Below are 24,521 nucleotides of genomic sequence, written 5' to 3' on the forward strand. Positions count from 1 at the left end.
ACAGCAACCCTTGCACATCGGTCACGGATCACGTTCTGACAAGTGACTGATCCGGCAACCAGTGAAAGCGGAGCTTTTGCGGACTCAACGTGAACGTTTCGGACGCGAGACAAAGCACAAAAGACCAGAATGGCGAGGCCCACGTCCCGCTTCCCGATGAGCACACGCAGGTCGAGTTCTACTTTCACGATCACCCAGGACGGCAGCCTTACGAAGATCCGAAGGCCGCTGCGCCACTGCAAGAGCGAGAACCCGGGATTTTGCGTGGGCTTTGGGAGAACATCACGGATGGGGCGTTCTAAAGGGTGATTTTGAGGAGGACCCGTCCACCAGCCAGATCATCGGGCGCTTGATCCTGACCATGATCCTGGGCATCGACCGACTAGCCGATGTGCGGGACATCGCCAACATCCTCTACCGGCTGATTTGGAAGCAGGAATAGCGCTGTGCAGTCGTTCTCCATTGTAGTTCCTGCGCCAAGCCAAAATTTTCTCAACCGTAACCTCTCGCGTCTCAATTCCCACCGCCGCTTGGGTGTTACCGACAACATGTCAGATGCAAAAAAATGAGACTATTGGATATGTCGGCGCACTCCGTGTGGTCTGGATTTTGGCGAAAGTCGCGTAGCCTTTTCGCTCCGCCACGTTTTGATCTGCAGGCGTCCGGGCGGAATTAAATCAACGCTGTAGCCTGTGCCAAAATTTGGGAGGAAAACCATGAAAAGATCGTTGATCGCCTCGGTTTCTGCGCTCGCGTTTATGTTGCCCGCAGCCGCCATGGCGCAGGATGGGACGGTGAAAATCGGCATTCTGGTCGCACTTGAAGGCGCATTTGCCGAAGGCGGCGCGGACGGTGTGCGCAATGTCGAACTTGCGATTCAGCAAGCAGGGGGCATGGCCGGTGGCATGAAAATCGAAACCGTTGTCGCACCAACGGATACCACGCCCGACACAACCGTGCGCCAGGCGCGCAAGCTGATAGAACAGGATGGAGTGGATATAATCCTTGGGCCACTTTCCGGCTCTGAAGGCATTGCGATGCGGGATTACGCCAAGACGGTTCCGGGCAATACGGTGATCAATGGCATCTCGGGCGCGCTGGAAACGACCTGGGTTGATCCTGCGGACAACTTCTTTCGCTTCAACCTTGATGGCGCGCAATGGGGTGCAGGTCTTGGGTCGTATGTTGTGAATGAAAAGGGCTGGACCAAGGTCGCGACGGTCGCGGCGGACTATTCCTTTGGCTACACGAACTTCCTTGGTTTTGCTGTCGATTTCTGCCGGTCGGGTGGTGAGATAGTTGAACGGTTCTGGGTGCCGCTTGGCTCCTCTGACTTTGGTGGCGTCATTGCAGCGCTGCCCGATGACGTGGACGCGATTTATCTGGGTGTGGGTGGCACGGACGCCATCAACTTCCTCAATCAGTATTCGCAGGCGGGGGCCGAAACGAACCTCATCGGCGGTACGATCATGGCGGATCAAACGGTTCTGACGTCGCGTGGCCGCGCGAAAGACGCGCTGATCGGTACACCGACATCCGGCCCAATGGCCGATGACAACCCCGATGCGGCTTGGCAGGAATACGTTGCTGCCTATCAGGACGCCTTCCCGGAAGGCGAGCGCTTTCCGTCGCCATCGCTCTTTGGCGTTGGTTATTACGTTGCCGCACTTGCGGCGATTGAGGGTCTGAACGCGGTTGAGGGCGACCTGTCCGATGGTCAGGCAGCCTTTCAGGCGGCACTTTCCAGCATGACGCTGGACACACCGCTGGGTCCCGTCACCTTGAACGAAAACCGACAGGCAACGGGATCGGTCTTTATCAACGAAGTGGTCGAAGACGGTGAAGGCGGGCTCAAAAACGAGTTCAAGTCGCGCACAGACGACGTCAACCAGACCCTTGGGATGACGGTTGAAGAGTTTACGGCGATGGGGCTTCCGTCGCGCGATACACCGGATTGCGCCGCTTTGGGCGGCGGCTGAAACCTCGGTTTTAGAAAACTCCCGACTGCGGGGCCAAAGACTGTTTTTGGCCCCGCCTTTTAAATACCAGACCAAAAACCAACGCTCGCTCTGATCTTGCCCGAGACAGTTCGCAATGGGGGTACGGCTCGTGTCTCTGATCACCTACCTCACACGCATCCATTTTGCGGATCGTGCGTTGGAAGACGCTCTTCCATCTGAAATGACACGGCATCAGATTTCGCGGCCTCTGTTGATCGCAAGCGAAAGCACAACACAGTCCGACGCGCTTGACAGGCTACTGGATGCGATACCTGCAACCATCGCGCCGGCTACGTTTGTCCTGCCCGATACAAGCGAAACCACCGCAGATCGCGCCCGCGTCATTGCGCTGTTGGCGGAAGCCGAGAGCGACGGCATTGTCGCCTTTGGAGGCCTGCGTGCATTGGATTTGGCGCGCACCGTGTCGCGCCGACAGGTCCCTGTGATCACCATTCCCACGCGCACAAACTCGGTTGGTCTGGGTCCGCTGGGTCAAAGCGTCAAAGGCGTGCCAAGTCTGCGCGCAGATTTGCCGGTCGCGGTGCTTTGTGATGCCACGCTGACGCTTGATGCGGGGCCATTGACCACGGCGGCGGCCGGGATGGACGCGCTGGTGCACTGCCTCGAAAGCTATCTAAGCACGACCTTCAACCCGCCTGCCGATGGCATAGCGCTTGATGGTTTGCGGCGTGCGGTGGTCAACCTCGAGCAGGCTGTGCAAGACGGCACTGACATCGCCGCGCGGCGTGAAATGCTGATTGCGGCTTTGGATGCAGGGCTGGCTGGTGAAAAGGGCTTTGGCGGGATCGAGGCTGCGGCTCATGGTCTCGAAAGCGTGTTTGACGCGCGCCATGGTGTTCTGCACAGCGCGCTTGTGTCTGAGTTTCTGGCTTTCAACGCCCCGGCGGTTTCGGACAGGTTCACCGTTTTGCGCGAAGTCCTGGGATTGCCAGAAGGTGCCGATTTGGCGGATGCGCTCAGCCGTTTGGGCCATCGCGTCGAACTGCCTTTGCGGCTTTCCGAGATCGGCGTTGACGCAGCGCTTGTGCCCACCGCCGCCCGCACTGCCGCAGCAGACCCGTCAAGCCGTACCAATCCGCGCCATGTGACCGAACGGGACTACGAAAGAATAATGCGTGCAGCGCTGTGACGTCTAACTTATGCGGTTCCGTATGGACCGGGGCGTTTTGTGTCTGCCAGTTTATAGGTTAACGTCAGAAAAGCCAAACGAGACCAAAGACGTCCGGGCAAAATAAAAATAATAAAAACAAAAAATTGGGAGGAAACAATGAGTGAATCATTGGCCGTGTACCATGGGCATTTTGGCCGTGTCTGCTTGTACTCAATGGATCGCAAGATGGTGCCACACGGGCATCGCGAAGGACATCTCATCTTTCACTTGCAAGGACCGCCGGGCGAAGTTGTGGTGAATGACACCGCCTATCCGCTATCCGCAGGGCAGGCCGTCGCCGTCAGCCCATGGCAAGGTCATTACTATAAACCACTGCATGGACATGAGCCAACTCTGGCTGTGGTCCTTTACATACGCCCGGCGTGGTTTCTGGAGGCCGCGCGGCGGGCGTCAGCTTCGCTTTGCTTTGGCCGCAATGGCGTCGAGATGACTGAACATCTGTCCCGTCTTGTCTTTGGCACAGCGCAGGCGATGCTAGACGGGGACCGCGAAGATCTCTTGATCGAAGACCGGCTGTGTGATCTGACGCAGTCCGCGTTTGATCAATCCTGGCAATGGACACCGCGCGGCGCGCAATTCACAGGACCGATCCTGCCGCGCCGGGATTTCCGCATTCGCAAGGCCTTGAAGTACCTGCAAGACAACGTCGGTGCGCCACTTAAGTTGAACAATGTCGCACGCGAAGTGGGCTTGTCCCGCCCGCATTTCTTCAAGCTGTTTCGCGCGCAGGTCGGGTTGACACCAAACCTCTTTTGCAATGCCTTGCGGATGGAGCGTGCGATTGAACAGCTGGCGAATTCCGAGAACGCTGTGGCGGACATCGGCTTTGACCTCGGCTTCTCCAGCCAAGCCAGTTTCTCGCGATTTTTCATCAGCAATGGTGTTGTTCCTCCGTCAGCTTATCGGCGCAGTGTTCACGTGACGTGAAACGCAATGTCTTGCGTGGGGATATGGAAAGTTCGGTATGCAGACTTTACAGTCATTTGGTATGGGCTGTTGAACGGCTGGTTTGCTGCGCATGCTGACTTGCCAAGCGATGGACTGTTTTCCAACTCATTCAGACTTTGGACTCGTCTCCGTCTTAGGTAGCTAGTGGTTCACAATTCCGGAATATTCTCAGCAAACACCACTTGCAGGCGTGGCAGATATTGAGGCTCGGTTGCGCCACGCACCGAAGAAGCGAGCAGTTTGACAACTTCACGTGCTTCGACCCGGGGGTTCTGGTCGATCACGGCATCCAAAGTCCCATCCAGAAGCATCCGTTTCGTTGCGCCCGTCAAGTCATGGGCGATAAACACCGTTTCGCGGTGAATGCCTGCTTCGCTCAGGGCCTGCCCGATGCCCTGGTTGCCTGACCCCACGCTGTAAATGGCAGAGGGCGGCGATTTAGAAAGAATGCGGCGCATCTCGGTGTAGGCGCGGTCACGATCATCGCTGACTTCGACGATCTCAGAAATCTTCAGGTTGCGAAAATCTTGAGCGAGGATGGACTTGAAGCCCATCTCGCGTTCCTCGTGACCGCGATAACTCAGCGAGCCGATCACGATCACCACGTCATGCGTTTTGTCCGGGTGCAAAAACCGCCCCATCAGCAAACCAGCAAGCCGACCAGCAGAACGGTTGTCGATGCCGATGTACCCCGCCTTTTGCAATGACGGCAGATCTGACACCAGCGAAGCCACCGGAACGCCATTGTCAGATAGCGTTTCGATTGCCGCACGCACTGAGGGGTGATCCAGAGTGACCAATCCAACCGCATCCGTTTTGTCGACCAAAGAGTTCAGGCGCAGGGCCATGTGGTCAGGCTCAAGCCCATCCACGACATGCACCATGGCCTGTATCCCGCCATAGTTTCGGGCCTCTTCCAGAAGGTATTGGTGCAACAATCCCATGAACGTGTTGCTGCCAGCCGGTAGTATGAAATCCATTCGGATGGCCGGTTCTTCTTCGACGGGTCCAAACCACCCGCGCCGCCGCGCGATTTCCAACACGATTTCGCGCGTGCGCAGGCGGACGCCCTGTCTGTCGTTCAGGACCCGGTCCACGGTGGTGACGGAAACACCGGCCTCCGATGCAATTTCGGCAAGGGTGACTTTCATTGGGGGTCCTCACTTGGCTAATTCACACCATCAAGAACCATCATTTCAGAGTTTTGGAAGATTATTTCTGCACTTCTTGGGTGAATTTGTTCGAATAGAAAGAAAATGGCAGAAAATGATGGGAAATGATGTTTGCGATAAGACCATTTCCAATCAAACCTGCTCCACCAGGGACACTCAGATCCCGTGGGAGGGAAAATGCCAGATCAATCCAAACTGTCACGACGGTCGTTTTTGACGTCATCAACGGGTGCCGCTGCCTTGGCAGTCGCAACACCACTTTATCTGCGTCCGGATCGTGCGCGCGCCGCCTCTGGCCTTGCTGCAGGGATGATTGGCGGACCAACCGGGTTCGACGGCGCTGAACGCTATCAATATGGCCCTGATACGCCCGAAGGCCGCGCCATCGAAGCAGTGCGCGCGATGAAGGACGCGGGATCAACACCGGATCGGATCGTTCTGGGCCTGTCCGACGGCTCAATTGGTCAGATCACACAGCCGTTTCCCGAAGGCGCCCCATCGATCAAGGAACTGTGGGAGCAGGAAACCGGCATCACACTGGATATCGTAGGTGTCCCGAACGGTCAGGAATTCACAAAGGTGATGCAGGACATCTCCACCAAGGGGGGTGGTTTTGACATCTATGCGGTTGAATGGAACCGGTTGGGCGACCTTGCCGAGTCCGGTGGGATCGTCAATCTCGATGAATATGTCGAGACGCACAAACCGGAATGGGACGCACCGGAGCGTGGCTACGTGGGCGGCGAACAAGGGGTCAGCCTGCTGAATGGCTATCGCGGATCGGTCTACGGAGTTTGCCTGGACGGAGATTTCCAAACGTGGAACCACAGGACTGACCTGTTCGGTGATCCGGCAGAGCAAGCTGCATTCGCCGACAAGTACGGCTACCAGCTCGCGCCGCCAAAGACCTGGAAAGAGCATGACGAAATCGCCGCGTTCTTCCACCGTCCTGACGAGGGGCTGATCGGTTGTACGGACCTGCGCAATCAGGGGTGGGGTTATACCAACTGGTATCAGCGGTATGTGACCATGGCGTCGCCCAACCAGTTTCTCTTTGCCGATGACGGCACCGCGTTGATCAACTCCGAACAAGGGGTGCAGGCGACGATGGAATATGTCGCATCGCTATCGCACCATTCGGCGGACGCGATCTCCTGGGGCTGGCCCGAGCAGTACGGCAATTTTGCCACTGGCGGTGCCGCGATGACCTGTGCGTTTTCCAACTTGCCGAAATTCCTGGATAATCCGGGCAATGACGGGTCCAGCGTGACGGGCAAGATCGGCTCGCACCTGCCGCCTGGCCGGGACCACGCGGATGGGCGTGTCAGCCGAACGGTGCTGTGGTTCAACCTGTCGGCTTCTGTCTCGACCCAGTCGGAACATCCCGAACTGTGCTATCTGTTCCTGCAATGGCTGGGCTCGTCGCGTATCTATTCATGGATGACGGCCAACCCGGGTGGCTTCTTTGATCCCTTCCAACTGGCCAATTTCTCTGATCCGTTGGTACGTCAGACCTATCATGACTATCACATGGATGTCGTGCGGGAATCCGTGCGCCGGACCGTGCCAACGATCAATTATCCCGGTGCCACGGCCTTCCACAATGCGCTGGATGAAAACCTTGTGGCAGCATTGACCGGATCAATGTCTGCCGAGGATGCCATGGCCAATACCGAACGGCAGTGGAAGCGCATCGCGCGACGGGTCGGCGAAGACAAGCTGGTCGAAGCCGTCCGGGCCAACAAGGCGGCTTGGCCGGATCTGGTTGATCCTGTCTAACACAACGCCTTGAGCGAAGAGGCAGGGGACTCCCACCTGCCTCTTCCCTCCTTTTGATACAGAAACATACGGACGCCCCATGCAACGCTCGGTCACTTTCGAGATTTTCAGATATGCCGTGATCATCATTATCGTCGCGATTTCGCTCGTGCCGACGCTGTGGATGATTTCCATGGCGTTCAAACCGATCGCCGAATGGTCGGCGGCGGGGGCTGATCTGACGTGGTGGCCGCGCAATCCGACACTCGACAATTTCCGCTTTATCTTTGGCCAATCTTCTACCGAGTTGATCGTGGCGTTGGAACGCACGGCAGGGCGGCCGATCTTCGCCTCTTTGCTAACAGCGAGCGTTGGCACGCTGATCGCCATGACGGCTGGAACAGCTGCGGCTTACGGGCTTTCACGCTTTGGTCAGGGTGGCAACCTGCCTTTGGCACTGATCCAGTTGCGCCTGTTTCCACCGATGGCCGTGATGATCCCGGTCATGATCATGTGGTCGTTTTTGGGGCTGATCGACAATTGGTTCGGGCTGTCGCTGATCTATGGCATCGTGACACTGCCGTTTGCCTTCTGGCTGATGAAAACCTTCTTTGACGACATGCCGCGCGAGATCGAAGATGCGGCCCTGGTCGAAGGCTGCACGCGCTGGCGCGTGTTCCTGCGGATTACGCTGCCAATGATGCGCCCTGCGCTGGCATCCTCCGCGCTCTTTGTCTTTATCCTCAATTGGTCGGACTACCTGATCGCACTGCTGCTGACGACACGCGACTGGGCAACCATCCCTGTCTATATGGCGTCGCTCTCATCCTCAATGACAGGCCAGCTCTATGGTGCCAAGGCCGCCTTGGGGGTGATTGCCGCCGTGCCGCCCATCATCATGGGCATCGCCATCCAAAAGCACCTTGTTCGCGGCCTGACATTCGGAGCGTTGAAAGAATGACCGAGGTCACAACACTGATGCCAGCTACTGAGAAAGCCGAAACGCCAGCAAGCTCTGCCGCGCGTCTCGGACTGTGGCTGACGCTGCCTGCGCAGTTGCTGGTCCTATTCATCGCACTGTTTCCCATTCTGATGCAGGTCTACATTTCCCTGACTGACTGGTCGCCGCTGGATGGCATCCCATGGTGGCGGGCGCATGAGCTTTGGATCGGGTTGCTCAACTACACCGACCTGATGGCGGACAGTCGGTTCTGGGGCGCATTGTGGCGCACGTTGTTTGTGATGCTGGTCTGTGTGCCGGTTCAGTTCCTGTTGGGTCTTGGCCTCGCGGTGCTGTTTGTGGACGACTTTCGCGGCAAGCGGGTGCTCTATTCCACCCTTTTGGTTCCCATGATGGTGGTGCCAGCGGTTGCCGGCTACATGTTCTTTATGCTGTTCCAGTCAGGGGGACCGGTCAATGACCTGCTGTCTTTCTTCACCAGCGAGCCTGTGCGCATCGCCTGGCTATCGGATCCCGACCTTGCATTGATCGCGGTCATGGTGGCCGACATCTGGCAATGGACACCGCTGATGTTCCTGATCCTTCTGGCGGGGATGATCAGCGTGCCACAGGATCAGCAAATGGCGGCGATCCTGCTGGGTGCGTCATGGTGGCGGCGGTTCTTCACTATCGTGCTGCCCCGGATGAAGTCGATCATCATCATTGCCCTGGCTATTCGGGTGATCGAGATATTCAAGGTTTTCGACACGCTCTTCATCATGACCGGCGGCGGCCCCGGCGTCGCGACGGAGACCATTTCGGTCTATATCTACAAGGTCACACAACAGGAACTGATCTGGAGCTATGTCGCGGCGATCGCATTGGCCATTCTGATCGTACTGTCGGTGGTCTCGATCTTTGCCATCAAACGCATGCAGCGGGGGCAAGACGGATGAGCGAGATAGCACTGGAAAACCTTGGCAAGAGCTTTGGCGATTTCACCGCGCTGGCAGATATGAACCTGACCATCGCCAACGGCGAGTTCATGGCGCTGCTGGGCCCCTCGGGCTGCGGCAAATCCACGACGATGAACATGATTGCGGGCATGTTAAGGCCCTCCACAGGCACCATCAAATTCAACGGGCTGGACGTGGTGGACGTGCCCATGGCGAAACGCGGTGTGGGTTTCGTTTTTCAGAACTACGCGATCTTCACCCATATGTCGGTGCGCGAAAACCTCGCCTATGGTCTTCGGGCGCAGGGTGTACGGGCGGGCGAAATGACCAAACGCGTGCAGGCCTTTGCGGAACTGCTGCAACTGGAGCCCATGCTGGACCGCCCTGCCGCAGGCCTATCGGTTAACATCCTGCAACGTCTCGCCATTGGCCGTTCCGCCATACTGGAGCCCGCGATCTTCTTGCTCGATGAACCATTGTCCAACGTGGATGCGGCTTTTCGTGCGGTCATGCGGTCGGAGTTGAAGAGCCTGCAAGGACAGTTCGGACAAACAATGGTCTATGTGACCCATGACCAGTTGGAGGCCATGACAATGGCCGACCGGATTGCGGTGATGGATCACGGCAAGCTCCTGCAGGTCGGCACTCCGCTGGAGATTTACAACAACCCGGCGGATACCTTCGTGGCCCGGTTTATTGGCGCACCTGGCATGAACATCCTCAACGGCAGGCTCACCCAGCAGGCAGACACCGTCGCCGTCGACCTTCCGGGATTGGGTTCGGTCGCCCTGCCGCCTGCTTTGCAGGCCGCCGCAGCGCGGCTGACAACACCCGATGTCCTGGTCGGGTTCCGCCCGGAACAGATCAACGCGGCCAAGGCGGGACTGACAATGCAGGTGGGATTTGTCGAACGGATCGGCGCACGCACAATCGTGCACATGGAGCAAGGCGCGGCGTCGGCCAAGGCTGTTCTTTTGTCGGACGTCGTCACCCCAACGGCGCGCAAAGACTGGACCTTCGCGGTGCCAGATGACGCCATTCGCCTCTTTGACCCCGTCACGGGTCAGGCGCTTATGGGGAGACCGAATTAATGACCTCCATCCGATTTGAAAATGTGTCCAAGTCCTATGGCGGTGTGCTGGCGGTGGATCAGGTCAGCTTTGACGTGCCCGACAACGCATTCTTTTGTTTCTTCGGGCCGCCACTCTCCGGCAAATCCACGATCCTGAAACTCATTCTGGGGCTTGAAACACCCGACAGCGGCGAGATTTTCTTTGACGATCGTCCCATGCGCGACATCAGCCCGCCGGACCGGAACGTGGCAATGGTGTTTCAGAACCTCGCCCTCTTTCCGCATATGACAGCGCTGGAAAACGTGGGCTTCCCGCTGGTGGAACGCAACATCGACGAGGCGACGATCAAGGCCCGCGTGGCTGAGGTCACTGACAAGCTTCACATGGCCCACATCCTGCACAAGCCGCCTTCCCAGTTGTCCGGGGGGAACGGCAGCGCGTTGCAATTGCCCGCGCGTTGGTGCGTGATCCGGTCGCCTATCTGATGGATGATCCGATCTCGGCGCTCGATGCGCGGCTGCGCGAGGAAACACGGGTCGAGCTGCGCCGGATGCAGCAGGACATGGCCAAGACGCTGATTTATGTGACTCTACGATCAGGAAGAGGCGATGTCAGTCTCTGACCAGATGCTGATTTTGGAGGAAGGCCGCGTGTGCCAGATCGGAGCGCCACATGACCTCTATGATGCACCCAACAGCACCTATGTGGCCTCTATGCTGGGTTCCCCTGCGATGAACATGGCCAGTACGGCAGAGGCCATTGGCGCGCTGGCAAAAACACCGGACATCAACCAGAGCACCAGCGTTGTCGGTATCCGCCCTGAACACCTCACCGTGGCGCGCAAGGACGGGCCAGGCCGTGTGACCGGAATCGAACCGCTGGGTGCCACTACGATCCTGTCGATTGAGGCCGCTGGGGTGGCTTGGAAAGCCGCCTTGCGCGGTCAGCCGGAGCACAGCATCGGCGCACCGGTAGAGTTAAGCGTGGAACCCGGGGCGCTGCACTGTTTCGACGCACAAGGCAAAGCGCTGAGCGCAGCATGAAGAAAGGCAATTGAGATGACAAAGCTGGACCTCAAACCGGACCCGGACATTCGGGTGAAAAAGTTCAAGATCGGTTGCATCGGTGCAGGCATGATCATGGCCGAATGCCACCTCGCCGCCTACGCAGAAGCCGGGTTTGACGTTGTCGCGATCGCATCTCGCACAAAGTCGCGGGCCGAGGACGTGGCCAAACGCTGGTCCATCCCTGTTGTGCATGACACGCCAGAAGCGCTGATCGCTGATCCAGATGTCGAAATTGTCGACATCGCCTATCCTCCTGATCAACAACCTGCATTGATCCGGGCAGCACTCGCCGCCCCGAACGTCAAGGCGATCCTGGCGCAAAAGCCGCTGGCGCTGACATTGGAGGAGGCCGTTGCGCTGCGTGACGAGGCTGCAGCAGCGGGCAAGATCCTGTCGGTCAACCAGAACATGCGGTTTGATCAATCCATGCAGGTGCTCAAACAATTGCTGGATCAGGGCGCGCTGGGGGAGCCTGTCTTTGCCCAGATCAACATGAATGCGATCCCGCATTGGCAAGGATTTCTGGAAGACTACGACCGTTTGACACTGGCGAACATGAGCGTGCATCACCTTGATGCCCTCCGGTTCCTTTTCGGCGATGTGGCCGAGGTCACCTCTGTTACTCGTCAAGACCCGCGCACCGCTTTTGCCCATAAGGATGGGATCGTCGCCACCACGCTACGCTTTGCTTCCGGTGTAATGGCACTGTCGCTCGAAGACGTCTGGGCCGGACCGCGCGAAGAGAGCTTTGCAGACGATCAGGTCATCACTTGGCGCGTCGAAGGCACCAAGGGCGTCGCCAAGGGCAGCATCGGCTGGCCCACGGGCGCGCCCTCCACCCTCAGCTATGCCAGCGCAAGCCACTCGGGCGGCAAATGGGTCACGCCGGAATGGGACACCATGTGGTTCCCGCATGCCTTCATCGGCGTGATGGAGCAGCTGCAATACGCACTCGACAGCGGGACTGAACCTGCGCTGAACGTGGCCGACAACGTGCGCACCATGGCGCTTGTCGAGGCGGCCTATCAATCCATCGAACACGGGAAAACCGTGCACATGAACGACATCAAACACTGAACATCGAACGGGAGGAACGGACCAATGATGCAAACAGGGATATTCTCGGGGTATTTCCCCTACACGCTGGAAGAAACCGCCAAGGTGATCCGGTCGCACAACTTCAATTGTGTGCAACTCGACATGCATTTCAAGGATTTGGACGTCTCCGACGGTCAGATCACCAAAGACAAGTGCATTCAGGTGCGCGAGATGTTTCGGCGTCACCACCTGCCGGTCTCGGCCATTTCTTGCTACACCAACATCATCAATCCGGACCTCGACAAACGGAAGGTCCTGCTGGACCGCTTCAAGGAAATCCTGCGCCACGCGCAATATCTTGGCTCTCCCTACGTCTGCTCAGAAACCGGTACGTTCGATACGGAAAGTGACTGGGTCCACCACCCAAAGAATAAGACCGAAGAAGGCTGGGATGACTGCAGAACGGTCATCGCCGAACTGGCGCAATATGCCTATGACCACGGCGCGGTCTTTCTTCTTGAGACCTATGTGAACAACGTCGTCGGCTCGGTCGAAGAAACCCTGCGGATGTTTGCGGAAGTGGATCATCCCGGTCTGGGTCTGATCATGGATCCCACGAACTATTTCGAGGACCACAACATCGACAAGATGGACGAGACACTGAACCACGTCTTTGATGCGCTGTCAGACAAGATCTACCTCGCCCATGCCAAGGACGTCGCCCGCGCCGAAGACGATGGTGCGGAAAAGCACGCTGATATTGGCGATGACGATGCGGCCGAAAGCCATACCTTCCGTGGAGTAGGGGCCATCGAATTGCCCGCACCCGGCCTGGGTGTGCTGAATTACGACCTCTACCTGCGGCGGCTGGCCAAGAAACATCCCAACATTTCGATGATCATCGAACATCTGGACGAAAGTGACGTGCCGCGCGCCAAGGCGTTTCTGGATCAGAAGCTGTCTGAGAACGGCCTTTGACACCACCCGCCCGGACCGTTGCGGGTCCGGGCCATTCCACCCAATCAGCGCAGGAGCCGACTGTGACCACTGTGACAACCAACACTCCGCCACGCGACTATCGACTCTCAGATGAGAATGCTCAGCTGGCCTTTGCGCGCGGCCTTGCCTCGGCTGACTGGTATCACACCGAAGTGGATCGCAAGGCAATCAAGGCTTTGATGAAGCGTAGCGATGGTCCCGCCATCAGGGACACGCTGATCTGGCTTGGCCTGTTGGCTGCCTCAGGTGCAGGTGTCATCGCGCTTTGGGGATCGTGGTGGGTGTTGCCCTTCGTGCTGGTTTACGGCGTACTATATGGATCAGCCTGTGACGCGCGCTGGCACGAATGCGGCCATGGCACGGCATTCAAAACGGCCTGGATGAACAACGCCGTCTACCAGTTCGCCAGTTTTCTGGTGATGCGCAACCCGGTCACATGGCGGTGGAGCCATGCGCGTCACCACACCGACACAGTGATTGTCGGGCGCGACGCAGAGATCGCTGTGATGCGCCCGCCGGATCTACTGAAGGTCGTGTTGAACTTTGTTGGCGTCTATGACGTCTGGTATTCGATGAAGGCGCTGTTGCTGAATGCGGGCGGCGTGCTTCAGGAACACGAGCTGAGTTTCGTGCCCGAGCAAGAGCACGGCAAAGCCGTTTTTGCGGCCCGCGTGCATGTCCTGATCTATGGCGCGACGATTGCGGTGGCGGTCGCCATAGGCTCGTGGTTGCCTCTGATCCTGATCGGCGGGCCACGCATGTACGGTTGCTGGCACATGCTGATGACGGGGCTATTGCAGCACGGCGGGCTGGCCGACAACGTTACCGATCACCGGCTGAATTCCCGCACCGTGCTCATGAACCCTGTCAGTCGCTTCATCTACTGGAACATGAACTACCACGTGGAACATCACATGTTCCCGATGGTCCCGTTCCACGCGCTGCCGCAACTGCATGAGTTGATCAAACACGATCTGCCCGCGCCGAACCCCTCAATCTGGGACGGTTACCGAGAGATGGTCCCGGCCTTCCTGCGGCAGTTGCGAAACGAAGACTATTTCGTGCGCCGCGAACTGCCGCCCACCGCGAAACCTTACCGCGAAGACCTTCACGAGATTTGAGAGGCCCCGATGTCTGACTGGATTGATGTATGTGCCACCGATGACATCGAGGAGGAGGATGTCATCCGCTTCGACCACGGTGCGCATAGCTATGCTATCTACCATTCGCCCGAGGGCGAATTCTTTGCCACCGACGGGCTTTGTACCCATGAGCAGGTGCATCTGGCTGACGGGCTGGTGATGGACCACATCATCGAATGCCCCAAGCACAACGGCCAGTTCAACTACAAAACTGGCAAGGCCTCACGCCTGCCTGCCTGCGATCATCTGGGCACCTACCCGGTCCGGGTTGTGGATGGCCGGGTCCAAATGCAACTGAGTGAGTAAGCGCATGCCTCGTACCAGACCCACAATTGCCGATCTGCGCGCCATCCGTGGCACGCGCCAGCTGACCATGCTGCGTGTGATGACCCTACAAGAGGCGGAAGCGGCGGAAAAGGCGGGCATCGACATCGTCTCGATCCCTCCTGACCTGTTGCTTGACCCCGAATACCGGGACGCCGCGCCTAGCCTCTTCTCCATGCCGGGTGACAATTTCTATGAGATCGGCGGGCCGGATGATTTCCTGCGATGGTCCTTCCAGATGTACCGCGCGGGGGCCGATGCGGTCTATTGCAGCGCTGGTTTCGGCACGGTCAAGAAGATGGCGGATGAGGCAATCCCCGTCATTGGCCATGTGGGCCTGATCCCGTCGCGGGCCACGTGGACCGGCGGGTTCAAGGCCGTGGGCAAGACCGCGCAATCGGCGTTGGAGATCATGAATGCGGTGCGCAAGTACGAGGCGGCCGGGGCCTTTGGCGCCGAGATCGAAGTGGTGCCGGTCGAAGTGGCCGAAGCAATTTGCAAGCGCACGTCGCTGTTCCTGATTTCCATGGGCGCAGGAACCGGATGCGATGCGCAATATCTTTTTGCCGATGACATTCTGGGTCAAACCCACGGCAAGGTTCCACGCCACGGCAAGGTCTACCGCGATTTCAACGCCGAGTTTGCACGGTTGCAAGACGAACGCATCGCGGCCTTCCAGGAATTCAAATCCGACGTGGATAGTCTGGCCTACCCGGAAGACCGCCACATCGTGAAGATGGATCCGGGCGAGCTTGACAGCTTCATATCTCAACTGGATGCGGCCTCGTGAGGCTCTATGGCCAAGAACTGACACGTCGGGAAGTCGCCGCACTGTCTGGTGATCTTTCCCAATTCGCAGGTGTAAGGCTGGTGACGCTGGCCGATGGGGCCGAGGCCGGCCAGCGGGTACTGGAATTCCGCTCTGGTACGGGCCTGCGCTTTACCCTGATGGTGGACCGATGCCTGGACATTGGGAGTTGCGACTACAACGGCATGGCCATTGGCTGGACCTCTGCCCCAGGCTTCCGTGCACCCGCCCTGCATGATCCCGAAGGCGAAGATGGTCTGGGCTTCATGCGCTCGTTCTCTGGACTTTTGATGACCTGCGGGCTGGATCACATTCTGGGAAGCCACACGGCAGATGTGCCCGAATACAATTATCCCGGACGCCCCACTGCGACTTACGGCATCCATGGGCGTGTCAGCATGTTGCCCGCGCGCCTGACCGGTTATGGCGAAAGGTGGGAAGGCGACCGTTGTTTCCTCTGGGCTGAAGGTACGGTGCGCCAATCGGCTGTCTTTGCCGAAGACCTCGAACTGATCCGTCGGATCGAGATCGAGGTCGGCACCAATGACATCCAACTCAGCGACGAAGTGCGAAACCGCGGCTTCAACCGCACGCCGCATATGCTGTGCTATCACATCAATCTAGGGTACCCGGTTCTCGCCGAAGGCGCGCGCTATCTCGCCCCGATCGAAGACGTGGTCTGGGCTGCCCACGCCGATACCTACACCGACCAGGGCGTCGGCTATGCCCGGCCCTCCGGCCCTGCCGATACCTTCCGCGAACAAGTCTGGCAGCACGAGATGAAGGCCGACACAGCAGGCGACGTCGCCATCGCACTGGTCAATGACGCGCTGCCGCTTGGGCTTGAGGTGAAGACAAGAAAATCCGAATTGCCCTGCACCTACGAATGGCAGCACCTGCAGTCGGGCGGTTATGCCTTCGGTATCGAACCCTCAACGCATCATGTGCTGGGCAACCAGTTCGCCCGCGACCGGGGAGAGATGATCTGGCTCGGCCATGGCGACAGCCGATGCTACACCGTCCGGTTCCGGGTGCTGACAAATGCGGATGAGATCGCGGAAAGCGAGGCCGCGATCAAGGCCACGCAGCAACAACCAATTGACCCCTTTCCCACACCCTCCGGCCATTTTCGGACAATTCCGGGCCGGGAATGATGGCAGGTATCGTCATTGTCGGGGCTGGATATTGCGGGCTGAGCGCGGCCCATGGCGCGCGCGCGGCTGGCTATGACGGTCCGATTACCCTGGTCGGGGACGACCCGGAATGGCCTTATGAACGCCCGCCCTTGTCAAAATGGGACGGGGCCATGCCGCGCCTGCAACCGATCTTTCCCGAAGATTGGTATACGCAGAACCGGATCGACCTCAAACGGGGTGCCGTGGTCACCGCCATAGATCGCAGCGCACGAAACGTGACGCTTGGCACCGGGGTCACGCTGCCCTATGCCAAACTCCTGCTCGCGACCGGCGCATCCCCGCGACACTTGCCGCCCCACGCGCTGTCGGACGAATGTGAACGCTACCTGCGCAGCTACACGGACGCCAGGAATTTGGCGCAGGACGTCGGCGCCGGGTCTGACGTGATGATCATCGGTGGCGGGTTTATCGGGCTGGAACTGGCCGCCAGCCTTTCAACGCGCAAGGCCTTTGTCCATGTCATCGAGGCACAGGAGCGGATCCTGGCCCGTGCGGTACCACCTGAAATCTCGCAGATGGTCCTCGATCTGCACAAGAAGCGCGGGGTGACAGTTCACACGGGCACCACTGTCGATGCGATCAAGAACAACCTGGTGTCCCTGTCCACGGGGCAAAGTGTGCGGGCAGAACATCTCATCATCGGGATCGGATCAGAACCCAACACCGTCCTCGCTGCAAACGCAGGGCTGACAGTGGACAATGGCATTGCCGTTGACGGGTGTTTTGTCACCAATGATCCAGATATCTTTGCCGCCGGTGACTGCTGCAGCCTGCCTGTCGAGGGCGCCGGGCGCACCCGGTTTGAGTCCTGGCAAGTGGCCCGGGATCAGGGGTATCGCGCCGGACAGGTCATGGCAGGTGTCACACCTGACCCCACGCCGCCCCCCTGGTTCTGGTCAGATCAGTTTGACCATTCCCTGCAAGTCGTCGGCCAGCCGTCACCTGCTGGAACGAGGATCCTGCGCCCTTTGCCGTCAGGTGGATTGATCACAATCGAAACCGACGACAATGGCACACTTACCGCCGCCGCGGGCTTTGCCTCCGGCAATGCCGTGGGTCGCGACATCAAGATCATCCAAAAACTCATGCAAGCCGGTGTGACCCCAGATCCCGCCGCACTTGCGGACCCGAACACGCCTCTGAAAACCATTCTGAAACAGCGTTGAACCGCCCCCAGCCAGAAGAACGGACCCACATATGACGGACTTTTTCAAAGATATACCCACCATCGCCTTTGAGGGGCCGGAAACCACAACCGAATTCGCTTTTCGCCACTACAATCCGAACGAAATGATCATGGGCAAGCCACTCAAGGATCACCTGCGCTTTTCGGCGGCCTACTGGCATTCCTTCGCCTGGCCCGGCGGGGATCCGTTTGGCGGTCAGACCTTTGAACGCCCTTGGTTCGGGGACACGATGGCGCTGGCCAAGCACAAGGCAGACGTCGCTTTTGACATGTTTCAACGGCTGGGCCTGCCGTTCTTCTGTTTTCACGACGCCGATGTGCGACCTGAAGGTCAGGGTTTTGCCGAAAACATGCGGAACCTCGAGGAAATGGTAGACTATTTCACGGAAAAGATGGCCGAGACCGGAGTGAAGCTGCTTTGGGGCACAGCGAACCTGTTTTCGCACCGCCGCTACATGGCAGGTGCCGCCACAAATCCCGATCCGGAGGTGTTTGCCTTTTCCGCGGCCACGATCAAGACTTGCATGGATGCAACCATCAAGCTCGGCGGCGAGAACTATGTGCTTTGGGGCGGGCGCGAGGGTTATGAGACCCTTCTGAACACCGATCTGGGGCGTGAACGCCAACAGGCGGGTCGCATGCTGCAAATGGTTGTGGACTACAAACACAAGACAGGCTTCAAGGGCGCGATCCTGATCGAACCCAAACCGCAGGAACCCACCAAGCATCAGTATGACTATGACGTCGCTACGGTCTACGGCTTTCTGAAGGAGTTCGGGTTGCAAGGCGAGGTTCAGGTCAACATCGAACAGGGTCACGCAATTCTTGCCGGGCACAGTTTCGAGCACGAACTGGCCATGGCGCGCGAGCTGGGCATATTCGGTTCCATCGACATGAACCGCAACGATTACCAGTCAGGCTGGGACACGGATCAATTCCCCAACAACGTGCCAGAGGTTGCGTTGGCCTACTACGAAGTATTGCGTGCCGGTGGATTCACGACTGGTGGCACAAACTTCGACGCGAAGTTGCGCCGCCAATCAATTGATCCCGAAGACTTGATCCTTGCTCATATCGGAGGAATGGACACCTGTGCGGCAGGGTTCAAGGCCGCTGCAGCTCTGTTTGAAAGCGGCGCCTTGGAAGAGCAACGCACCGCACGATATTCAGGATGGGAAAGTGAATTGGGCCAGATACTGGTGGCTTCAAATCTGGCAGAAATCGAGGCATTGACCCGCGAAAATGCCATCAACCCCGAACCACGTTCCGGCAGGCAAGAACGCCTCGAAAACATCGTGAATCGCTTTGTATAAATTCGCCTACCCACAAGGGATGCCCCTCGATTGTCAGCTTTCTGCGCGATTGCAGAACTGATTGAGCCCTGCCTCCAGCGCGGCAGACCAATTTTTGTGAAGCTCGCGTGCTGCGCTTGTCACTATCTCTTTTTTTCGAATTGCCCGAGGAAAGAAAAAAGAAAAGCGTCCAGCCTGTGCCTAGGGTCAGGATTCATAACCAATAGATTACGGTCGCTGCGAGAGCGATTGCGGACAGGAAGACCTTGGGGCACCTGTCGTAGCGTGTCGCCACCCGCCGCCAGTCCTTGAGCCTGCCGAACATGATCTCAATCCGGTTACGCCGTTTGTATCGGCGTTTGTCGTACTTCACGGTAGTCTTGCGTTGCTTTCGACCCGGGATGCAGGCGCGTATGCCTTTGTCTTTTAACGCATCTCGGAACCAGTCGGCGTCATAGCCGCGATCACCGAGCAGCCAGTCCACATTTGGTACGCTGTTCAGTAGCGCTCGCGCGCCGATGTAGTCACTGACTTGACCAGCGGTGACAAAAAGGCTGAGCGGCCGCCCTTGGCTGTCACAGATAGCATGCAGTTTGGTGTTCATGCCGCCCTTGGTTCGACCAATCAGGCGGCCACGCCCCCCTTTTTCGCGGCCATGCTGGTCGCGGTACGGTGTGCTTTCAGATAGGTCGCATCAATCATCACGGTCTTTTCCTGGCCGTGTTCGGCAGCCAGGCCGACCATCATCTGGGCGAAGATACCTTTCTCGCTCCAACGTTTCCACCGGCTGTAGAGCGTCTTGTGCGGCCCGGAGGCCTCAGGCGCATCTCGCCATCGTAACCCATTGCGGTTGATGAAGATAATCCCGCTCAACACCCTTTTGTCATCGACCCGTGGCCTGCCGTGCGACTTCGGGAAGAAAGGGGAAAGCTTGGTCATCTGCTCGTCGCTCAGCCAGAAAAGGTCGCTCATGTCACCGCTCCGTTTTCCAAGCCGTGAATCATGCAGCGCACTGAAAATCAATGCATCCTGACCCTAGCTATGCAGAGTCCGGTACCGGACAGACGGGCCAAACCCTCATAGCAAGAGACCTCAACCGGCAGGGCGGGGAAACCCAAGTCCGCATTGCCGTCCCAGACCGCGAAACCGAATGCCGAATCCGGAAGCGAATTCCACCGAGGGAAATAGGATACACGCTTGTTAACAGATTAGGGCGGCGCAGCCGTACTAAATGGTCAATGATTGATGCGCCAATTCCCTTGGGTATCCTTCCAATAATAAAGATACAGCGTTGTTTGCCAGCCTTCATTAGCGATGCTGGCAAAACGATGCGGCAGGGGGACAAATGCCGCCAACCGCCCATTCCCGAAAATGCGGAACTCGGCCTCCGCAACATCGAAGGGAACAAGGGCCGTTTCCGGGTCATCGATCAGCGGGATGATCGAACGTGCGTAATAGGCATCCGGTGGTGCCCCTACAGCCGCTGCCGTTCGCGCGGCAAACTTATCCAGGTAGGGGCGAGCGGCTGTCGCGCCTTGCCCTAGTGCCCTATGCACGGCCTGCATCTCGGCGATCAACGATTGCCGCAATTGCGGCGTGTCTTCCAAAATTTGCCCTTCCATCCACGCCATCTTGGGCAAACTCACATCAATCATTACATGAAATTGATATACGACCCAGCCCGCGCCATTGCGGCTTACTTCGATAGGTGGACTGGACTCTATCAGAGGTTGTGCTTCGATGGCCGTAGTTAATTTTTGCTCTGCCGGTTCGCCGATCTCGGGCGCGACCTGGTCGACCTGCATCCGCACGGCCATCGGGCGTCCGTCAAACTGTTCCGGAGCAGCTAGAAAATCCCAGTAGCCCAGATCCATCCGAAAGTACGGGGCCAATCCAAGGTCATTGTCCGGCAACATGCGCAGCATGACAGTGACCGTGTTCTTGCCCCGCTGAAACGAGGCGTTCAAGCGGATCTGCGTATCAATCTCGGATGGTCCGCCAAGGGGTTCTGATGGATCGAATGTGGGCACATCGTTTACCAGCAGGTGCATTTCGGCCGCACGGATGTTGATATCAATTCCGACAGCGGAAAACTCGGGATTTCTCAGATCGGCCATCGCGAGCCCTCCGGATAGAAACAATACAAGAACGGCAAAAACACTGCTAAAGGGCGCTTTTGTAGAGATCGACCGCTTCGAAAATCGGAATTTTCTTGGCGCCCGATGCGCCGGCGCTGAAGCCGGCGACACTACCTTCGATAGCCGCCTGAACTTGGATTGAAACACCTGTCCATTCCACATGTACATTCAGTTTTGCCTCCGGATTTGCCTGCTTCTCGACCTCTGTCAGACCGCTCAGAGTTCCCTTGAGCGACGAAGACGCCTCTCCGCTTGCTGAAAAGGTCGCCTTGACTATCCAGGCCCGCCCATCAACGTTGATTTTGACGACAACCTTTACACCAACCTCTGTGACGCTAGACCCTGTAACGTCCCAGCTGTCCCTGTCAATTAAACTGGTCAACGTTACGTCTTCGGTGCGGCTCCAAGTGTCGGGCGTCGCATTCAGATCGCGCCCCAGCGACGTCTTTGCAAAGAACTCAAGATCGCAGATCGCGTTCGCGCTCGCATAGACCAGATCATCCGGATCTGGTTTACGTGCCATCCAGTCTCGTGCCCCTTTGACAGCATCTACAAAGGGCTTAGGCGCACCGTAGGCCTGCGATGCAGTGAGAAGCATGTCGATAACTTCAAATTTTGCCGTCAATCCAATCAGCGGCTGAAAACCCATCGTGATCTTGGCATCCACGCCTACCCTCGAGTGATCGTCGGGCCTTTCTGCCAACGAAAGATCGGCGGACGCTATCAGCATCTTGTGCTCTGCTTTGACCTCAGAGCGGATCGACCTCTCAGGGGTGGCCCCGCCATCGGCGACCATAGGTCTCAGGCGCTGCATCGCCCGATCCAAGAACGGAACAGCCGATTTTGACTGCTGCGTCGGGTCACTTTCATATCCAGCTTTGATCTCAAACTTGGACGCCCCGTAGGTGCCTTCCAGTTTGCCGCCGAATTCGACGGTGGACTGAAAGTTGAAACTGCTATCGTAAATCCCCGTCAGACCGAAGGCGAAATCTGCCGCTTCCCATGACAATTTGGGATACGTGCGAACGATCGCGGCCCACTGATCGCCGCCACCGCAGGCGCAGACCTCGAATGGGTTGTCACGCCCGAGGCTGTTCACTCCGGACCACAAGGATTTGCCGGTGACCTTGACGAAAAGCTCCAGGTCCGTGCCGGTCATGCTTTCGCCGTGAAAGTCATATTGCAGCTTTGCCGTCAAATTGGTGCCGGAGCCGGATACTGGCGGAGACGAGCGTAGTGTGAGGCTTGGTACTTGCCCATCCATGCAGCAGGTTGCATTGGGCGTGTGTTCGACGTCGATCTTGACTTCATCGATGGTCGGATTGGTTTCCTTGTCACACACAACCGCAAGGACGGGATCTCTTGTGTCATCCTTCAGGGGCAGCACCATTCGCGCGTCGCCATGGGAACACCCAAAAGTGATACTCTTTATGCAACATCCGCCCGCAGCAGCACATTGCGCACATGCGGAGGCAAATTCCTGATCGCTGGCCAGAGGCTCTTTGACCGGCAGTTCACCATTGTCCCCCATGGGGGTGCCGCCATTGGTCAGGTAGTCGTCATATTGGCTCCGCGCGGTGATCTCTTCGACTATGCCACCTTGCGAGCGGGCATTCCGGATTGACCGCCGGGTCTGCAACGGGCTCGTGAATTTCTCGGGATGGTTGGTGACGAGCGTTTCGATATCGTCAAGTGTCGGATCATTTCCGCTCATGCCATGCTTCCGGACAAGTGTTTACGTTCACGTTTGCGCGCCCAAGCATCGTTGGACCAAGTCCGCAACGCCTCGGCTTTTGTCAATGAAACCGGAGTGTGGCGTGCAAGGATTGCAGCTGCCTCTGGTTCGTTCTTGTCGAAATGCGGTCCGAAGATCATCATCGCATCCGCGTAAATGCCGACATGCTTCACCGAGAACAGTCCGTAGGATGCAGCCTTTTGCGGGGCCAATTCGGCGCATGTCATGACGACGCGTTCAGGGGCGGTAGGAAAGCGGTGAGCAAGATCACGGGCCAATTTGCGGCGGTTGCGTATCCCGTGCAACCGTTCCATCTCGCGATAGGCGTGACCCCGCACCGCGAATGCCCGCGGTCGCTCCGGGCTCTCTTTTTCAGGCAGGGCAAGTTGAAAGAATTTCCCACGAAACAACTCCGGCTCGACAAGGGGCGACAGACCGGTCCACTCTCCTAAAAGCGGTGACAGCGGGACCCAAAGCTGCCGTACCGGGGCGAGAAGATGCGCCATGTCGGAGACGGGCAACGCGTGAATTGCATCGCCAAGAACACGCGGGTCAAAAAAGCGAAAATACACTGGAGCCTGTTCGTTTGCATCGGTCCACAGCATGGTGAACCGCCTGAAATGCCGATGTAGCTTCCGCTCGCCCGCATCCGAGGCAAAGACGATACCCCAGTGCTGGATGTTCCCGAGCGCCGCCAAGTCTTCGGCCATTGGCGCATCAGGCAGAACCGGGATCAGCCAGGGCGCGTGTGGTGCATCCTGCGGCGTGGACGCACGATAAAGACAGATACCGCCGTTTTCATCAACCAGCTGCGGCAGCTCTGGACAGGACGCGCCATCTATAATTGCCCAAAGCGGTGCCCCCGCTAGCTCCAAGATGTCCGGAGCAGCGACCAGATGATCGGCTGGGACCACGACCATCAACCGCCCCCTTCACACAAAGGGATGGCGGCCAGTTTGTGACGAGCGAGAAGCTGAGGCGCCTGTGACACTCGGGTGTGGTCGGCGCCGATGTGGCCATGCGGAAAAGCTGCAGTCCTAAACCGAGATAGGTTTCGCGTGGTATCGGACATCTTGACGTCAAACGAGTTAAACAGCACCGGGTCGTCGGTCGCGTGGTCCCAATCGTTTTCACGCCAAAAGTGTGTATCGTCTTGCACGCTGAAGCACCCTTGCGAATGGGGCTGTTGGATTGCCTGAAGTGACCTGCCCAGCCAAGGCTTCCCAATTATGGTACTCGTTTGCATATACTCTGTCGTCGGCCCGGGCAAGCTTGCCGGGCGCATGTCCCTTTGCCGGGATGGATTCAGCTTACGGACCCACTGATGGGCATGGCCAAAGCGATGTTGCGGTCGAGGATGGCAATACGCCGAGGAGTGTACCACCAACCTGGACGGCAAAATTCACTTGAGACATGCGCGTGGCACCGAGCTGAGAAAAAAAGCAAAAACAGGTCAGATTAGCGCATGCTGTAGACAAAAGCCCGCGGTAAAGAGTAGTGCCAAGTGAGCTGATGGTTGGTTCAATTGCAGTGGAAGCGGACGTTCATCTAGTGCGC

The 24,521-nt window shown here is 58.0% G+C and carries 24 protein-coding genes; 19 read left to right on the forward strand and 5 right to left on the reverse strand.

The genetic code is table 11. From position 1 onward, the window contains the following. Positions 1–271: 271 nt before the first annotated feature. The 4 genes from ACZ1HN_RS11430 to ACZ1HN_RS11445 all read left to right on the forward strand — a co-directional run bounded on the left by ACZ1HN_RS11430 (position 272) and on the right by ACZ1HN_RS11445 (position 4,119). Positions 272–442: a hypothetical protein gene (locus ACZ1HN_RS11430; protein ID WP_472727577.1), complete on the forward strand. Its 171-nt coding sequence runs from the start codon at positions 272–274 to the stop codon at positions 440–442. Positions 443–716: 274 nt separating this feature from the next. Continuing rightward, positions 717–1,979, forward strand: a complete 1,263-nt coding sequence (locus tag ACZ1HN_RS11435; protein WP_299605200.1) for an ABC transporter substrate-binding protein — start codon at positions 717–719, stop codon at positions 1,977–1,979. Positions 1,980–2,109: 130 nt separating this feature from the next. Further along, positions 2,110–3,150: an iron-containing alcohol dehydrogenase gene (locus tag ACZ1HN_RS11440; protein WP_472727578.1), complete on the forward strand. Its 1,041-nt coding sequence runs from the start codon at positions 2,110–2,112 to the stop codon at positions 3,148–3,150. A 138-nt stretch (positions 3,151–3,288) separates the two neighbouring features. After that, positions 3,289–4,119, forward strand: a complete 831-nt coding sequence (locus ACZ1HN_RS11445; protein WP_299205942.1) for a helix-turn-helix transcriptional regulator — start codon at positions 3,289–3,291, stop codon at positions 4,117–4,119. A gap of 170 nt (positions 4,120–4,289) precedes the next feature. On the opposite strand, the gene ACZ1HN_RS11450 is transcribed toward ACZ1HN_RS11445, so the two are convergent. After that, positions 4,290–5,291: a LacI family DNA-binding transcriptional regulator gene (locus ACZ1HN_RS11450; RefSeq protein ID WP_472727579.1), complete on the reverse strand. Its 1,002-nt coding sequence runs from the start codon at positions 5,289–5,291 to the stop codon at positions 4,290–4,292. 198 nt (positions 5,292–5,489) lie between these two features. Between ACZ1HN_RS11450 and ACZ1HN_RS11455 the strand changes: the two genes are divergently transcribed. The 15 genes from ACZ1HN_RS11455 (at position 5,490) to xylA (ending at position 19,112) form a co-directional block, all read left to right on the forward strand. Further along, positions 5,490–7,091, forward strand: coding sequence for an extracellular solute-binding protein (locus ACZ1HN_RS11455; RefSeq protein WP_472727580.1), 1,602 nt, complete (start codon positions 5,490–5,492; stop codon positions 7,089–7,091). Positions 7,092–7,170: 79 nt separating this feature from the next. Next, entirely contained in the window at positions 7,171–8,031 is an 861-nt protein-coding gene (locus ACZ1HN_RS11460; protein ID WP_472727581.1) for a carbohydrate ABC transporter permease, read from the forward strand. Further along, the gene (locus ACZ1HN_RS11465) at positions 8,028–8,966 is read left to right on the forward strand and encodes a carbohydrate ABC transporter permease (RefSeq protein WP_472727582.1); all 939 of its coding nucleotides are present in this window, start codon (positions 8,028–8,030) and stop codon (positions 8,964–8,966) included. Before ACZ1HN_RS11460 ends, ACZ1HN_RS11465 begins: the two co-directional genes overlap by 4 nt. Then, positions 8,963–10,057 (forward strand): ABC transporter ATP-binding protein, encoded by a 1,095-nt coding sequence (locus ACZ1HN_RS11470; RefSeq protein WP_472727583.1) that lies wholly within the window; start codon positions 8,963–8,965, stop codon positions 10,055–10,057. The genes ACZ1HN_RS11465 and ACZ1HN_RS11470 overlap by 4 nt, the downstream gene beginning before the upstream one ends. Next, positions 10,057–10,524, forward strand: coding sequence for an ATP-binding cassette domain-containing protein (locus tag ACZ1HN_RS11475; RefSeq protein ID WP_472727584.1), 468 nt, complete (start codon positions 10,057–10,059; stop codon positions 10,522–10,524). The genes ACZ1HN_RS11470 and ACZ1HN_RS11475 overlap by 1 nt, the downstream gene beginning before the upstream one ends. Further along, a complete protein-coding gene (locus ACZ1HN_RS11480; protein ID WP_472727585.1) occupies positions 10,500–10,661 on the forward strand; it encodes a hypothetical protein in 162 nt (53 codons plus the stop codon). The genes ACZ1HN_RS11475 and ACZ1HN_RS11480 overlap by 25 nt, the downstream gene beginning before the upstream one ends. Next, on the forward strand, positions 10,648–11,082 hold the full coding sequence (locus tag ACZ1HN_RS11485) for a TOBE domain-containing protein (protein WP_472727586.1): 435 nt from the start codon (positions 10,648–10,650) through the stop codon (positions 11,080–11,082). The genes ACZ1HN_RS11480 and ACZ1HN_RS11485 overlap by 14 nt, the downstream gene beginning before the upstream one ends. Positions 11,083–11,097: 15 nt before the next feature. Beyond that, on the forward strand, positions 11,098–12,183 hold the full coding sequence (locus ACZ1HN_RS11490) for a Gfo/Idh/MocA family protein (protein WP_472727587.1): 1,086 nt from the start codon (positions 11,098–11,100) through the stop codon (positions 12,181–12,183). Positions 12,184–12,207: 24 nt separating this feature from the next. Continuing rightward, positions 12,208–13,122: a sugar phosphate isomerase/epimerase family protein gene (locus ACZ1HN_RS11495; protein ID WP_472727588.1), complete on the forward strand. Its 915-nt coding sequence runs from the start codon at positions 12,208–12,210 to the stop codon at positions 13,120–13,122. A gap of 62 nt (positions 13,123–13,184) precedes the next feature. Beyond that, a complete protein-coding gene (locus ACZ1HN_RS11500; protein WP_472727589.1) occupies positions 13,185–14,264 on the forward strand; it encodes a fatty acid desaturase family protein in 1,080 nt (359 codons plus the stop codon). A gap of 9 nt (positions 14,265–14,273) precedes the next feature. Further along, positions 14,274–14,591 carry a MocE family 2Fe-2S type ferredoxin gene (locus ACZ1HN_RS11505; RefSeq protein ID WP_472727590.1) on the forward strand — a complete coding sequence of 106 codons (318 nt, stop codon included), beginning with the start codon at positions 14,274–14,276 and terminating at the stop codon, positions 14,589–14,591. 4 nt (positions 14,592–14,595) lie between these two features. After that, positions 14,596–15,399 carry a 3-methyl-2-oxobutanoate hydroxymethyltransferase gene (locus ACZ1HN_RS11510; protein WP_472727591.1) on the forward strand — a complete coding sequence of 268 codons (804 nt, stop codon included), beginning with the start codon at positions 14,596–14,598 and terminating at the stop codon, positions 15,397–15,399. Continuing rightward, entirely contained in the window at positions 15,396–16,571 is a 1,176-nt protein-coding gene (locus ACZ1HN_RS11515; RefSeq protein ID WP_472727592.1) for an aldose 1-epimerase family protein, read from the forward strand. The genes ACZ1HN_RS11510 and ACZ1HN_RS11515 overlap by 4 nt, the downstream gene beginning before the upstream one ends. Further along, entirely contained in the window at positions 16,568–17,779 is a 1,212-nt protein-coding gene (locus ACZ1HN_RS11520; protein ID WP_472727593.1) for an NAD(P)/FAD-dependent oxidoreductase, read from the forward strand. The genes ACZ1HN_RS11515 and ACZ1HN_RS11520 overlap by 4 nt, the downstream gene beginning before the upstream one ends. 31 nt (positions 17,780–17,810) lie before the next feature. After that, positions 17,811–19,112 (forward strand): xylose isomerase, encoded by a 1,302-nt coding sequence (xylA, locus tag ACZ1HN_RS11525; RefSeq protein ID WP_472727594.1) that lies wholly within the window; start codon positions 17,811–17,813, stop codon positions 19,110–19,112. 193 nt (positions 19,113–19,305) lie between these two features. Here xylA and ACZ1HN_RS11530 read toward each other — a convergent pair. From ACZ1HN_RS11530 to ACZ1HN_RS11545, 4 genes are all read right to left on the reverse strand, one after another. Then, positions 19,306–20,063, reverse strand: a protein-coding gene (locus ACZ1HN_RS11530; RefSeq protein WP_472727595.1) for an IS5 family transposase whose coding sequence is annotated in 2 segments (ribosomal slippage) — positions 19,306–19,739 and positions 19,739–20,063 — 759 coding nt in all. Because the reading frame shifts where the segments join, the coding sequence is not laid out codon by codon here. Between the two features lie 263 nt (positions 20,064–20,326). Further along, the gene (locus ACZ1HN_RS11535; protein ID WP_472727596.1) at positions 20,327–21,208 is read right to left on the reverse strand and encodes a hypothetical protein; all 882 of its coding nucleotides are present in this window, start codon (positions 21,206–21,208) and stop codon (positions 20,327–20,329) included. Between the two features lie 46 nt (positions 21,209–21,254). Beyond that, entirely contained in the window at positions 21,255–22,943 is a 1,689-nt protein-coding gene (locus ACZ1HN_RS11540) for a hypothetical protein (RefSeq protein ID WP_472727597.1), read from the reverse strand. Continuing rightward, a complete protein-coding gene (locus ACZ1HN_RS11545; RefSeq protein WP_472727598.1) occupies positions 22,940–23,884 on the reverse strand; it encodes a DUF4123 domain-containing protein in 945 nt (314 codons plus the stop codon). The genes ACZ1HN_RS11540 and ACZ1HN_RS11545 overlap by 4 nt, the downstream gene beginning before the upstream one ends. Positions 23,885–24,521: the final 637 nt, after the last annotated feature.

Source organism: Tateyamaria sp. GN1-10 (assembly GCF_055693845.1).